This window comes from Mycobacterium sp. NGS48 (genome assembly GCF_059812585.1).
The window spans coordinates 411,043-424,596 of the sequence record NZ_JCALCY010000004.1; the positions used below are offsets into that span (position 1 = coordinate 411,043).

Sequence of the window (13,554 nt, forward strand, 5' to 3'; positions counted from 1 at the left end):
GCCTCCTCACCTACTAAAGTTGGAGATTTACAACTAAAGTTAGAGTATCACAACTATAGTTGAAATTGCTTTTAGCTTAAGCGCTGGCTGGCGATTGCCGCTGCAGGTCGATAGTGGGTCACCCCCGCTCGCCGCATTTCACAGGAACAACAATGGACGCTAATCTCGCGTTCGCGGCGCAACGCCGCACTTGCTCGGAGGGATTCACCACATGCGCTTCTTCAGCGTGCCCGTGCTCGTCACGGCAATCACCATCTTCGGCTCTTCCGGCATTGCCGCGGCTGCCCCGAAGGACTACTGCGCGGACCTCAAGGGCGGCAATACGGGCAGCACGTGTGAGATCCAGCTCTCCGACCCCGCGTACAGCGTCAACATCAGCATCCCGCTGGACTACCCCGACCAGCAGCCGATCGCCGACTACATCTCGAAGACGCGCGACGGATTCCTCAACGCGGCCAAGTCGGGCGCGCCCCGCGATACACCGTCTGAGCTGACCATCAAGCCGACGGAATACAGCTCGGCGCTCCCCCCGCGCGGCACGCAGACCGTCGTGTTCAAGGTGTACCAAAACGTCGGCGGCGCGCAGCCGCAGACGAAGTACAAGGCGTTCAACTGGGATCGGGGCTATCGCAAGGAGATCACCTGGACGGCGGCACCGGACGACAAGCAAAATACGCCGTTGTGGCGGGTGGACGATCCGCTGAAGACCGTCGCGCCGATCGTCCAAACTGAACTGCAGAAGCAGCTGGCACCACCGGCGCCTGCCGCGCCGCCAGCGCAACCGGGACAGCCGGCAGCGGCCGAGCCGCCGCCACCCCCACCGTTGCCGATCGCACCGGGCGCCCTGTACAACCCGGACAACTACCAGAATTTCGCGGTAGTCAACGACGGGGTGTACTTCTTCTTCGACCAGGGCGCGCTGTTGCCCGACTCAGCCGGGCCGTTGCAGGTGCTTGTGCCGCGATCGGCGATCGATCCGATGATCGCATAAATCGCAACTGACGCGTCTCCGAAGAAATCCGAGGAGTGAGCGCGGCTGCAGCACGGGTACTCGTCTGAGCACCATGACAGAACTGTCCCACCAAAGCACGGACGATATTGACCCTTGCGTGCGCGTTTACGGGACCCGGGTTCACAATCTGCGCGGTGTCGACCTCGCAGCGCCACGTGATGCGCTGGTCGCGTTCACCGGGATCTCCGGGTCCGGCAAATCGTCGTTGGCCTTCGGGACCATCTATGCCGAGGCCCAACGACGCTACTTCGAATCCGTTGCTCCCTACGCACGTCGCCTGCTACTGCCAACCGGTGCGCCAAAGGTTGACGACATCACCGGGCTACCGCCTGCCGTCGCATTGCAGCAGCGCCGGGGTTCGGCGACGTCGCGGTCGACGGTCGGCACCGTCACCACCCTGTCGAACTTGCTGAGGATGCTGTTCTCCCGCGCCGGGACCTACCCCCGGGGGGCCACGGAACGACTGGACTCCGACGCGTTCTCCCCGAACACCGCGGTTGGGGCCTGTTCCGAATGCCACGGGTTGGGACGAATCCATCGGGTGACCGAAGAGACACTGGTACCAGACCCGTCGCTGACCATCCGCGAAGGCGCTGTAGCCGCATGGCCGGGCGCGTGGCAGGGTCAAAACCTCCGCGACATTCTCGTCACGCTGGGATACGACATCGACAAGCCGTGGCGGAAACTTTCTAAGCGTCAACGCAATTGGATTCTGTTCACCGATGAGCAGCCAACAGTCGAAATCGATCCGGGCCAGCACCCCGTACAGGCCGATTATTACTACAACGGCACGTTCTCCAGCGCCGAACGCCACGTCCGCCACACCTTGGCCAACTCCCACAGCGCGATGATGCGCCGCCGCGTCCTGCAATTCGTCGACAGTGCCGAGTGCCCAGTCTGCGACGGTTCCGGGCTGCGGCCGGAGGCGCTGAAGGTGACATTCGCCGGGCGCACCATCGCCGACTACACGGCGATGCCGTTGGCCGACCTCGCTGACACGTTGCGCCCAACGGCTTCTCGAACCGATGCCGCCGCCGCTTACGAGTCCACGCAATCCGGTGAGCTGACCGAAGTTGCGACCATGATCGCCGCCGACCTCGTCGCACGCCTACAAGTACTCATCGATCTCGGCCTCGGCTACCTCACGCTGAGTCGCCGCACCCCGACGGTGTCACCCGGCGAGCTGCAGCGGTTGCGGCTGGCCACTCAACTGCGCGCCGGATTGTTCGGCGTGCTCTATGTGCTCGACGAGCCGTCGGCCGGTCTGCACCCCGCCGACGCCGAACCGCTACTCGAGGTGCTCGATCGCCTTCGGCGCGCGGGCAATTCGTTATTCGTGGTCGAGCACGACATGGACGTGGTACGCCGTGCCGACTGGATCGTTGATGTCGGACCTGGAGCGGGGGAGCTCGGCGGGGACGTGCTCTACAGCGGGCCGGTGCCGGGTCTCGACGACGTCGAAAAGTCCGTCACCCGTAGGTACCTTTTCGACGGAGCCGGGCCGTCGCCTCGTCAACCACGCACGCAGTCGGGGTGGCTGCGGCTGCGCGGAATCTGCTTCCACAACTTGAGAGACCTCGACGTGGACCTGCCACTTGGGGTGTATACGGCGGTCACCGGAGTGTCCGGTTCAGGCAAGTCGACGCTTGTCGTCAAGGTCCTCGGCGATGTCGTGCACAGCCATCTCGGCACGGGACGAACACCCGAACCGGCCGGATCCGACGACGACGAAACCGACAGTGGGATCGTCGATCTCGACCACGACGCCAGCGCCGGTGTGACGACAGAAGGGGCCGAGCAGATCAACAGGCTGGTATCAGTCGACCAGCGCCCGATCGGACGCACGCCGCGCTCGACGCTGGCGACCTACACCGGCTTGTTCGACGCCGTGCGCCGCGAATTCGCCGCGACCCCGAAGGCGCGTCGCCGCGGTTGGACAGCAGGCAGGTTTTCGTTCAACGTGGCCGAGGGTCGCTGCTCCACCTGTCAGGGAGAGGGGTTCGTCTCGGTCGAATTGTTGTTCCTGCCAGGCACATACGCCACATGCCCGGCGTGTCAAGGCGCGCGTTACTCCGACGAGACGCTCGAGGTGCGCTATCGCGACAAGACGATCGCCGACGTGCTCGCGATGACTGTCGATGAGGCCGCGAAGTTTCTTGCCGACGTCGCCAGCGCGGCGCGGAGCCTGTCCACGCTGCAAGAGGTCGGACTGGGATATCTCCGTCTCGGACAGCCCGCGACCGAGCTGTCAGGCGGCGAGGCGCAGCGGATCAAGCTTGCCTCGGAACTGCAGCGACCCCGGCGAGGGCATACCCTTTACGTCCTCGACGAGCCGACCACCGGGCTTCACCCCGCCGATGTGGATCTGCTCGATCGTCAACTGCACCGCCTGGTCGACGCGGGCAATACCGTGGTGGTCGCCGAACACGACATGCGGATGGTCGCGGGTGCGGACTGGGTGATCGATTTGGGACCGGGAGCCGGCAGCGACGGCGGTCGGGTCGTTGCGGCGGGCCCTCCGAAGAAGGTGGCACGTGCGAAACACAGCCGCACGGCGCCGTATCTGGCCAAGCGGTTGACGCCGTCTATCGATCGCGATTAGTTGACCTCGGGGCGCCGTTTGGTCTTGGCTTCCGCCTCATGCCGTAGCTGGATTGCCCGCGCCCACGCCTCGTCCGCCAGAGCTTGCGCTTCGGCGGCTTCTGCCCCCGCCCACACCTCGGCGGCCCGAGCTTCGGCTTCGGCGGCTTCTGCTTGTGCCCGCGCCTGGGCGGCTTGGGCTTCGGCTTCGGCGGCTTCCGCGCGCGCCCGCGCTCGCGCGCGGGCCTCGGCGACAAGGGCTTGAGCTTCGGCGGCTTCCGCTCTCGCCCGGGCCTCGGCGGCCAGCGCTTGGGCTTCGGCGGCTTCTGCCTGCTTTCGTGCGTGGGCGGCGAGAGACTGAGCTTCGGCCGCTTCGGCCTGTGCCCGCGCCTGGGCCGCCAAGGCCTCGGCTTCGGCGGTTTCTGCCTGTGCTCGCGCCTGGGCGGCTAGCGCCTCGGCTTCGGCGGCTTCGGCTCGCGCCTGCGCTCGCGCCCGGGCCTCCTCGGCCAAGGCTTGGGCCTCGGCGGCTTCTGCTTGCGCCCGCGCCTCGGCGGCCAGCGCTTCGGGTTCGGCCGCCAGGGCTTGGGCCTCGGCGGCTTCTGCTTGCGCCCGTGCCTGGGCAGCCAGCGCTTCGGCTTCGGCGGCGAGCGCTTCGGCAGCAGCGGCCAGGGCTTGGGCTTTGGCGGTTTCTGCCCGCGCTTGTGCCTCGGCGGCCACCGCTTCGGCTTGGGCGGCTTGTGCTTGGGCTGTGGCGGCTTCTGCCAACGCCCGGGCCTCGGCGTCCAAATCCGGACGTGGCGGCTTTAACTGCGGGCCTGGCGGCATCGGCTGGACCTGCACCTTCGGTCGGTCAGCGCTCGATTGGCGGTTGCGCTTCTGGGTACCGGCCGCGAGCGGCGCCGTTTGCGCAGCCACTCTCTGCTGGTCCACGAAGTAATAAACCACCACCAACGCCACGCCGGCTAGCAACAGCAGCGGCACGAACAGGGACGGGTGTGTGGCCACCCCGCCCAGGCCGACCATCGCCAGCGGTACCCCGAACACCACCCCGGCCCACTGATACCGATCAGCCTGGCCAATGACCATTCTCGAAGACCGCACGATCGCCTTCCTTCGCGGAGACGTTGGCATACAGAGCGTACTGTGACGGACGTCACGACGGTCAACCAAAACGTGTGTTTTTCAGCACAAAGTCGCGGGGCGCAATCGTCGGGTGCCTGGCTCTGGGCTGTCAGGCGCCGGTTGACCCTCGATCAGCCACTGCTCACGCTCGTGCGACAAGCCGCGACACGATCGGCTCACCCGGTGTCAGACGGGTCGACTGGAACTGCCCTTTGATGCCCTCGACCCAGCGCCGGCAGCGCTCGGTGAGCTTGTAGTGAGCTTGTAGTCCTTGGTCTGCAGGTGTCCTCGGGTGACCAGAACGCCAAGCTCTGCGCCTTTGCAGCGCACGTCGCCGGGCGCCGCGATGCGCATGTAGAAGGCCTCGGACTCGTCAGTCAGCGAAGCCCAGTCATTGGCGCTGCGTGCAAAGGAGACACGTCCATCGTCGTGGAGGCGCCACACACCGGTGCGTGGGGTCGAGGTCAAGAGTTCGACATGCGGCGAGGTCTCCCAGATCATCAGCTGACCCCAGACGTCGTCCCCGCCGTAGCCCCGTTCCCAGCGCGCGTTGATCTCGTCGACGTCGAGTTCGTAGTCCACGTCCATGTACTCGAGCAGGTGGAAGAGGAACAGCGGCATGTCGGCGTAGGCCTCGGTGGTCAAGTTCGTCATCGGGCTTACCCCGCTCAGCCGCGGGTTCACCTCGCCGAGGTACAGCTCGTTGGAGTCGAGGTCGCGCAACAGGTCCACCTCGAAGTAGCCGCGGTATCCCTCGCGATGGAGACGGTTGCCCAGCTTCCGCACCATGTCTCGCGCGGTGTGCGTCTGTTCCGGCGTCAGCGCTCCGCGCCAGACGTCGTTGCCGCACCAGCCGCCCTTGTAGGGGGTCAGCTCCGAGTAACCGACGAGACTCGTCATCGCGGGACCGACCACGGTGCCGTGGCGAGTCACGGCACCCTCGAGGCACACCTCGACATTGCGGATGCGCTTCATCACTTTGAGTTCCTGGCCGACCAGGACAGCAGCGTGACGGTCCCAGTCGCGCTGCCCGCGCAGAAAGAATGTGGTGGTGCCGGCGTCGCCGTACGCGGCTTGGACGACGAGGTTGTCGCCCAACCCCGCAACCTGCGCGAGCGCCAGCAGTTCGTCGTAGGCGCCGGCCCGGCCAATGACGTTGGGCACGCTCGCCACGCCCGCCTTCTGGGCTAGCCGCGTCATGACGATCTTGGAGCCCAGCCGATGGCGCAATTCCGCCGACGGCTGCATGACGTCGAGTCCGACTTCGTGTGCGAGGGCGTGGGTGCCCTCGTCAAGCATCACAAAGCAGGCTTTGCCGCCGGGCCCTCGGTGTGCGATGAAGTCGAGCGTCTCGGGATCACGCAGCAGGTAATTGCAGACGTCCTCCATGGAGTCGAAATCCATGCGGTTGCGCCGCCGGGGTACGAACACGCGGGGATGTTCGCCCTCGAACGAGTCAAAGTACGTGAGGTAGAAGAAGTTTCGTATCCAGCGGTCGATGCCGAGAAGGTTGAACGGGGTTGGCGAAATGAAATACAGCGGGACGGTGTTGGTGTGAAAGAACGCACGGACGTCGGAGATGCCGTGCAGCTGCCGACGCGGCTCATGAACCTCCATTCCGCAAGTGTGCCCCTGCTGATCGCTCAGGGCGCGGGTGTTTCACCGGTAGTTTTTGCTGAAGCCGACTGCGCACGCTCCATTGCGCTGCGAAATGGCGTGCCCGTAATAGGGAGGTGGGTGGCCGCCTCCAGCGTCACGTGCACGGGCACGACCGATGCCGCGGCCGGGCCGGCGACGGCCCTGCGGCGCGGGCCCTCGTATTGATACCCGAAGTCGTATTCCGGCGGGCTCAGCACCTGGGGCGCCTCTGGCCCGCGGTCGAAGGGGCCGGAGGCGGCCCCCGGCAAGTCGATGCTGACGATTTGGCTCCCAAGTTCGCTGCCGGGGCCTAGATCCAACAGCGGCGGCGGCCAGGTGGGGTTCGTTTCCTTGCGGGCGGTGCCGCTGGCGGCGCCCTTGCTGCCGGTGTCGTCGGCGGGTGGAATCGGCACGTTCGGTGGGCGCACGTTCTGGGCCGTGCCACCGCTGTCGGCGGACTCGGCGGTCGGCGCCTGCGGCGATACCGGCGTCGCCCCCGTCATCTGCTCGAGGTACTGCCGCCAGGCCGCGAGATAGCTGAACAATTGCTGCGCGTAGTCGGCCGGTGCGGGTGGCGTCGGTGCGACGGGGGCGGCGGTTGGTGGCGGCATGAACGGCATCGCGGGCGGCATGAACGGCACCGCGGGCGGCATGAACTGTCCGCCCGGTGGCATGAACGGCACCATGGGCATCACGAACGGCGCCGTCGGGAATGGCGGCGCGGCCGTCATGCCCGTCGTCCACTGCTCCAGCAGCTGCCGCCACGACTGCAGATAGGCGAACAGTTGCTGGGTGTAATCGCTTGTCGGCGTGAACATTTTTAACCTCCAGCGAGCGGGGGGACAGGGGACACGGGGGTACCCCATCCGGCCAGTATGTCCAGCGGATGGGGCAGCCCTTGTTGGCAATATTTCGAGTCCAGCGTGCGCAGGGCGCGGGTGTCGGCGGGCTCGCGGTTTTCGATGTCGAAGATGTAGCAATAGTCACCGGCCGGTGTCGGCAGCCGAATTGGGCTCGACAGACCCTGATCGAGGAAGCCGAAGGGAAACTCCCAGCGCAGCGTGGTCTTTTCCCGGCGATCGACACCGCCCGACTCGACCCAGACGTAGTGGTCGAGGATGGCGTTGACGGCATGCCGTCCCGACTCGCACGCGGCCTCCATCGATGTCAGCCGAGTGAATGTCTTGTTCCACGTGCCCGCGAAGACAACCGAATTGTTGTGCACCTGATAGCCGCCATGGCGGGCCTGCCAGACGTTGCGCTGCTGGAGGTCTTCGAGCCACCAGTCCTCGGGCGGCGCACTGCTCCACGACGTTCCGTGCGGGTTCCACGGGTCGCTGCTGGGCCGGTTGGTCCAGTCCCCGACGATCGGAACGAGATACGGCGTCTCGTTCTGAACGGCGCGGCCCTGGCCCTGACCCGGACCGACCGCCATCACCAGGCCGCGGTCGAGCGCGTACCACGCGGGCCACGGCATGACCTCCTCGCCGAGGGCCTCGACGTTGCCCGTCAGCGCGGCAACGATCTGGCGCCACACCTCCGCGGCGATCTCATCGGGCGTGCAGTCGCGGGCCGTCTTGCCCAGATGACGGGACGGGGCATTGAAATTTCCGATGTCGACCGACAGCACCGAGACGTGGCCGTCGCGGTCCAGAATCGGTTGTTTTTCCCACAAACCTTGCTGGTTGATCGACGACAGCGCCCAGTCGGTGTCGGCGTACAGCATGTGTCCGCGCAGCAGTTGGAATTCCGTGTCGAAGTAGTACTGGATGCCGCACAGCGTTTGGAACCGATCCCAGGGCACCCGGCCCAATTCGTCCATGGCGTAGGGATTGCGGCGTTGTCGCGACCGCGTCGACGCGGGCTGCAGCGGTCCGTCGGGTGGGGGAGCGAAGGTGGTGAAACCGTCCAGCCCCGCGGCGGTGCCGCCGGTTCCGCCCGCGCGCAGGCCAGTGGTGATGTATTCGGCCGCCGGGGCGTCGACGGCGACGATCGTGTAGTCCGGCGTCGCGTGCGTACCGTCGGCGAAGGTGATCTGCACGCGCGGCCTGAGGTGGGGTGGCTGAGTCGCGTCGAAGGCGGGCGGGGCGAGACGGGTCGCGGCGTTGCGGACGAAGCGGACGCCGAGCGCGACGAGGTGGCGGTACCAGTGGTCGAACCACGCCTCGGTGGTGGGGCCGTTGAGCACCCCGTCGGCCTTGTTGTCGGTGCGGTCCATGTTCAGGTACAGCTGTAAGTAGGTGCTGAGGTTGGTGCGTGCGTCGCCCCAGCGCGAGTCGAATGCGGCCAGGACCCTTGGCATTTGGCGCAGCAGCGCGTCGCACGGTGGTGTGTAAGAGAATTGGTTGGTTCCGGTCTTGCTGTCGTGTCCGACGAAGAAGTCGTAGGCGGACACGCTTTGCAGTTCCCGCGCCCGGCGCAGCGGACTGGTGACGAGGTAGCGCAGCATCCTGCTCTGGAAGGTTGCGACGTCGCCGGCGGTCATGCCCACCGTCGCGAGTTGGCCGAGGATTCCGAGAAATTCGGCGCCGCTGCGGGGGAGTTCGCGGGGAAAGACGAGCGACGGCTTGCCGTCGACCGTGACGCCCTGGGTGATCACTCGCCGGACGTTGTCATAGATGGTGCGCGAGGTCGGCGTCCAGTCGCCCGCGTGCGTGCGCTCGTAGACCGGGATGCGCTGGAACATATCCCAGATGTGTAGGTAGTACGCGGGAAAGAAGCGGAAGCCGTGTTCGCCGGCGACCGCCCGCCCGGGGGGACGTGGCTGGCCCCGCCGGCCCGGGAACGGACGCAACTCGGCGCGGCTCCCATCTTGCGTTCCCACCGTCGAATATTGCGACGCGGCAAGGCCACCGAGTTTGACGGGAGGGTACATCCCGGCCGGACCGGAACCTAGGCCGTTGCGCTCATCGCGTCGCGGCTCGTACACCGTGACGACGAAGCCGCGCTCCGCCAGTTCGTGGGCGGCGGTGAGTCCGGCGATCCCGGCCCCGAGGACCGCCACCGTGGGGCGCCGTACGCAGGACGCCGGCGTGCACACGCACTCGGTCATGGCGGTCCCGCCCGCAGCTCGGACAGCAGGCTCGGCTGTGAGGGCGCCCGGACCGCGGCGTGGACGTACGCCAGCAACGAGTCGTGCGCACGCTGGACGTCGTCGAGCGCACCCAGCACGTTCACCGTGCCCGCCTCCACCGCCTCGCCAAGCCCCACCCCGGCATCGAGCAAATCGAGGATGGTGGCCCGCGAGGTGACGACCCGCACGCCGGCAGTGCCCGCCGCGCCGTCCGACACCCGAAGCCGGTCGCCGCCGCGCAGCGCAAAGACCTCGCCGTCGACGTTGAGCTCGACCACCATCGGGCCGAGCTCGGCAACCAGCAAGCGGTAACTGTCGGGAACCTCGTTCTCGAGATGCTCAACCGAGCGCCGCAGCAGCGACGAAACTCGTTCAACCATGGAGGAACTCGAATACGCCAGTGCCGACAAAGTCTAGCTTGTCGCCGTTGATCGTTCCGTTCGCCCGCGCGGTCCCAGTGGTTTCGCACAGCACCGTCGACCGGTCGAGACTCACCTCGCTCGGCTGCGCCAGCCGGGCATAGGACTGCGAACGAAACTCCGCCTGCACCCGGTCGCCCGCCCGCGTCGCGGTGATCTCGAACCGCTGTGGCACCCCCGGCACCTCACCGTCCAGCAGCAGGCGCATCGGGGGCGGCAACGTACAGTCCGCCGCGCGGCCGAGCTGGCCGTCCGAATGCGTCGTGACCGCGGCGTGCCGGAAGATGGCGGCGGGTTCGTCGTCGTGCCACACGTAGAGCGACTGGGATAGACAACGCAGCCGGCTCCGGTCGGTTATCTGCACGAACACCATCGACCACGGGTCCCGCGGTCCGCTGGGCAAAATGGTGCCCCACGTCCAGCCGAAATCCTCGCCCCACCAGAACCGACCCCAGTTGTGGTCGTGATAGGCGAGGTCGTTTTCCATGCGGTGCTCACGGCCGCCGATGCGTAGCCACCCGTCGGCCCGCAACCTCGGTACGAAGAGCCAGCTGATCCGCCCATCGCCTGCCGGTTCGTTGCGAACCACAAACGGTCGGCTCGCCGAGGTGAAGTGCAATTCGCCGCGAATACCCTTGTCGGGCAAGTCGATTGTCACGCGGTAGCCGTCGGGCAAGACGGTCATCCGGTTGGCGCCGACGGTCAGGTCCCCCAGATCGGCCGAGACATTCACGGCGCGGTCGTCGAACCGCTCGACGGCCCCGGTCCACTTCTCGTCGTGCGCGATCACAATGACCCGCGGCACCAGCCGGGCCGGGCCGGCGCCGCACGCCTCGTTGGTCAGGTTGAAGTTGATCAGGAGCCGCATGCCCCGCCCGTGGACCACGAAGTGGTGCCATTCTTTGAATGCCGTGGGCCGGGCGGTGGCCAGCACCGGGGCGCGGAGGAAGTCGCTGCGTGCGAGCACGGCGCTCATCGCAGCCACCGCGGAGTCGTCGTGGCTACAGGCAGCGGATTAGATTGTGCGGCAGCGGTAGTGGCGAGTCGCTCGATCACCGCACCGACGCTGGCAAGCCCGAGCAGGGCGTGCACGAAGTCGTCCGGGTCGCGAGAACCCCCGGATCGGCGGTCCCCGTCGGCGGCCAGGGTGTGAATCACGCGGGCCAGCCCGGCCAGGCCAAGCAGGTAGCCGATGAAATCGGCCTGGTCGGCGAGCGCTTCGCGGGGATCGGTCAGTGTCATACGAACCCCCCGGGCCGCAGGCGGTCCAGGATGGCTTCGTCGAGGCCACCGCCGACGACGACGTCGGCCAACAGCTCGGCCCAGGCGTCGGGTCCGGCGTTGGGCGTGGCGGGACCGTCGAGAACGTTGAGGCTCACCATCTCCCAGACGCGTCGGAGGTTCTCCACCGCTTCCGAGGCGACCAGCCCGTCGCGCAGCCGCGCCCCCCGGGGGGTGTTCGCGTAACGACGGCCCTCGGCGACGAGCAGGTCGTGCAGCCCCCGGGCAGCCGCCGGGTTGCCCAAGACCGCACGGCGCGTGCCAAGCAGCAGGTCGAACACGCTCCGCTCCGCGTCGCCGGCCTCGTCCCCAGGGGCCGGGTGCAATCCGGGTATCTGCCGCTCGATGAGGTCGAGAGTGAGCTCGCGGATCCGCTCGAGCTCGGCCAGCATGCCGAGCAGGGCTTCGGGGTTCATCGGGTCCGCCCGTGCACGTAATCCACGAGGTCGGCCAGTACGTCCCGGTGCCGGCTGCGCGGGAGCCAGTCCAAACCTGCGAGGGCTTTGGCCGCCTCCCTGGCATGCCGGGCGGCGACGTCGCGGGCGTGCTGAAGCGATCCGACGCGGTGCATCAGTTCGTAGAGCCAGCGAATGTCGTCGAGGCTCTTCGGTTCCGAGGGGTGGTGGCCCTGCAGTCGAGCCTCGATCTCGGCCCGTCCGGACTGTGACAACTCGGCGCGGGCGGTCAGTCGATCCAGCAACTCGGTCAGGCCCAACTCGCCGTCGGCGCTCGGGCGGCGCCGCGACAGAATCTGCACGGCGCGATCACGCTCCGCCCCCTCGGCACACCGCAAGGCGTGCAACAGCATTAGCGTCCGCTTGCCCTCCCACAGGTCGCCACCGATCTCCTTGCCGTACTCCTCGGGATCCGCGCGCAGGTTCAGCAGGTCGTCGGTGATCTGGAATGCCGCTCCGAGGTGCCGCCCGAGGCATTCCAACGGCGCCAACCGCTCTGGCCCGGCACCGGCCGCGATCGCGCCCGCCTGCAGCGGTGTGATGAACGAGTACCAGCTGGTCTTCAGCTCCACCATCTTCAGGTAGTCGGCGTCGTCGAGCCGCCAGGCGTTGGACCGCACCCACTCGAGCTCGAGCGCCTGACCGTCGACGGTCAGGCGAGTCATCTTGGCGACGGCCCGCAGGATGCGCAGTGCGGGCCCGAGCCCCACCCGCTCGACGTTGTCGAGCAGCGGCTGCAGCGACAGCGACAGCATCGCGTCGCCCACATTGACGGCGATCGGCACGCCGTGGTCGACGTGCAGCGTGGGTTTGCCGCGCCGCCACCACGATTCGTCCTCGATGTCGTCGTGGATGAGAAACGCGTTGTGGTAGAGCTCGAGCGTCGCGGCGGTCGGCAGGATCGCCTCGAGGTGGCCGCCGAGACCGAGGCACGTCGCGATGCTCAGTGCGGGCCGCAGCGCCTTCCCGCCGCGCATCGGGTAGTCGAGGATCAGCTCGTAAAGACCGTTCGACTCGCGCTCACCCGACCCGTACAGCCGGTCGATCTCGCCGTCGCAGGCGTCCTTGCACAGGGCGAGATATTCCTCGAGAGCGCCCGGCGCCACCGGGAGTGAGCGCGCCTGAGGCAAGGTTGATGTCATTACGGATTCAGGACGACGACGTATCCGCTCGGATCCTTGACCCTTAACACGTAGCTGAGGCGGACTCTGAGTTGAATCATGTTGTTGGCTGCGTCGCCGACGACCTCCAGGCTGGGCGGGACGCTGACGGCGAGGTCCAACGCCTCCTCACCCGCGGAGGCCTCCGCCGCGCCTGCGGGCGCGATCCGCTGACGCCGGCCGAGCAGATACGCCAAGGCGGGTTTCTTGGTGGGCACGGGCTTCTCCAGCGCCCCGACGCGTTGTAGCGAGCTGATATTCGCCGGACGCAGCACCACATCGGTGCCGGGGTAGCCGTTGGTCGTGAGTTTGGTGAGTGTCTTGAGGCCGTCCGTGTTCGTGATGAGACACGACGGCGCACGGTACCCACCATTTTCGACGTCCGCCCGGGCCGCGATGAGCGCGTCGAGGATGTCCTGAGTTCCGTTGCCGGCGAGTGTCTCAGTCTTGGCGCCCGTACGAAGCGCCGGAAACACCGCGTCGTCGACCGCCGCTGCGAGTTTGACGGTGTTGGCGATCACGTTCGCGAGCAGGATGTCGGGCTTGGGCGCGATCACGTCGGCCAGCATCACCTGGAAGTCGATAGGTACCGACGTGAGGGTGAGGAATGCGGGCGCGGTCACGTTGTCGTTGGGCACCTGTGTCTGGCTGGGGTCGCCGGTGTCCCAGTGTGGGATCGCCTGCCAGGCAATGCTGGACTGCTCGAACGTCTCTTTGACGGTCTGGTTGGCGAGGGCCAACCGCTCACCGCTCAGGTACATGGCTGTGACCCTCCTGACTGTCGTCCAAATCATGGCAGAAGAAATCGGTAATC

The 13,554-nt window shown here is 66.9% G+C and carries 9 protein-coding genes and 2 pseudogenes; 2 read left to right on the plus strand and 9 right to left on the minus strand.

Features of this window, described 5'->3' with window-relative positions:
- The first annotated feature begins 211 nt into the window (after positions 1-211).
- Positions 212-991: an RsiV family protein gene (locus tag AC5Y42_RS11030; RefSeq protein ID WP_499898037.1), complete on the plus strand. Its 780-nt coding sequence runs from the start codon at positions 212-214 to the stop codon at positions 989-991.
- Positions 992-1,064: 73 nt separating this feature from the next.
- Complete coding sequence (locus tag AC5Y42_RS11035; RefSeq protein ID WP_499898039.1) at positions 1,065-3,614, plus strand: excinuclease ABC subunit UvrA; 2,550 nt, start codon at positions 1,065-1,067, stop codon at positions 3,612-3,614.
- On the opposite strand, the gene AC5Y42_RS11040 is transcribed toward AC5Y42_RS11035, so the two are convergent.
- From AC5Y42_RS11040 to AC5Y42_RS11080, 9 genes and pseudogenes are all read right to left on the minus strand, one after another.
- Positions 3,611-4,693, minus strand: a complete 1,083-nt coding sequence (locus AC5Y42_RS11040) for a hypothetical protein (protein WP_499898040.1) — start codon at positions 4,691-4,693, stop codon at positions 3,611-3,613. The genes AC5Y42_RS11035 and AC5Y42_RS11040 overlap by 4 nt on opposite strands.
- A gap of 163 nt (positions 4,694-4,856) precedes the next feature.
- Positions 4,857-6,331: pseudogene (locus AC5Y42_RS11045) on the minus strand (biotin carboxylase).
- Positions 6,332-6,357: 26 nt separating this feature from the next.
- Positions 6,358-9,404 (minus strand): annotated as a pseudogene (locus AC5Y42_RS11050) (FAD-dependent oxidoreductase).
- Positions 9,401-9,805: an SCP-2 sterol transfer family protein gene (locus tag AC5Y42_RS11055; protein ID WP_499898042.1), complete on the minus strand. Its 405-nt coding sequence runs from the start codon at positions 9,803-9,805 to the stop codon at positions 9,401-9,403. Before AC5Y42_RS11055 ends, AC5Y42_RS11050 begins: the two are co-directional and overlap by 4 nt.
- Positions 9,798-10,820 (minus strand): hypothetical protein, encoded by a 1,023-nt coding sequence (locus tag AC5Y42_RS11060; RefSeq protein WP_499898045.1) that lies wholly within the window; start codon positions 10,818-10,820, stop codon positions 9,798-9,800. The genes AC5Y42_RS11055 and AC5Y42_RS11060 overlap by 8 nt, the downstream gene beginning before the upstream one ends.
- Entirely contained in the window at positions 10,817-11,086 is a 270-nt protein-coding gene (locus AC5Y42_RS11065) for a hypothetical protein (RefSeq protein ID WP_499898047.1), read from the minus strand. Before AC5Y42_RS11065 ends, AC5Y42_RS11060 begins: the two co-directional genes overlap by 4 nt.
- Entirely contained in the window at positions 11,083-11,541 is a 459-nt protein-coding gene (locus AC5Y42_RS11070) for a hypothetical protein (protein WP_499898049.1), read from the minus strand. Before AC5Y42_RS11070 ends, AC5Y42_RS11065 begins: the two co-directional genes overlap by 4 nt.
- On the minus strand, positions 11,538-12,722 hold the full coding sequence (locus tag AC5Y42_RS11075) for a polyprenyl synthetase family protein (protein WP_499898051.1): 1,185 nt from the start codon (positions 12,720-12,722) through the stop codon (positions 11,538-11,540). The genes AC5Y42_RS11070 and AC5Y42_RS11075 overlap by 4 nt, the downstream gene beginning before the upstream one ends.
- On the minus strand, positions 12,722-13,501 hold the full coding sequence (locus AC5Y42_RS11080; RefSeq protein ID WP_499898053.1) for a hypothetical protein: 780 nt from the start codon (positions 13,499-13,501) through the stop codon (positions 12,722-12,724). Before AC5Y42_RS11080 ends, AC5Y42_RS11075 begins: the two co-directional genes overlap by 1 nt.
- Between the last annotated feature and the right edge of the window lie 53 nt (positions 13,502-13,554).

Coding starts and splice junctions, on each gene's coding strand:
- AC5Y42_RS11075 (WP_499898051.1), bottom strand. CDS start 12,722: ATGACATCAACCTTGCCTCAGGCGCGCTCACTCCCGGTGGCGCCGGGC.
- AC5Y42_RS11035 (WP_499898039.1), top strand. CDS start 1,065: ATGACAGAACTGTCCCACCAAAGCACGGACGATATTGACCCTTGCGTG.
- AC5Y42_RS11070 (WP_499898049.1), bottom strand. CDS start 11,541: ATGAACCCCGAAGCCCTGCTCGGCATGCTGGCCGAGCTCGAGCGGATC.
- AC5Y42_RS11080 (WP_499898053.1), bottom strand. CDS start 13,501: ATGTACCTGAGCGGTGAGCGGTTGGCCCTCGCCAACCAGACCGTCAAA.
- AC5Y42_RS11055 (WP_499898042.1), bottom strand. CDS start 9,805: ATGGTTGAACGAGTTTCGTCGCTGCTGCGGCGCTCGGTTGAGCATCTC.
- AC5Y42_RS11030 (WP_499898037.1), top strand. CDS start 212: ATGCGCTTCTTCAGCGTGCCCGTGCTCGTCACGGCAATCACCATCTTC.
- AC5Y42_RS11065 (WP_499898047.1), bottom strand. CDS start 11,086: ATGACACTGACCGATCCCCGCGAAGCGCTCGCCGACCAGGCCGATTTC.
- AC5Y42_RS11060 (WP_499898045.1), bottom strand. CDS start 10,820: ATGAGCGCCGTGCTCGCACGCAGCGACTTCCTCCGCGCCCCGGTGCTG.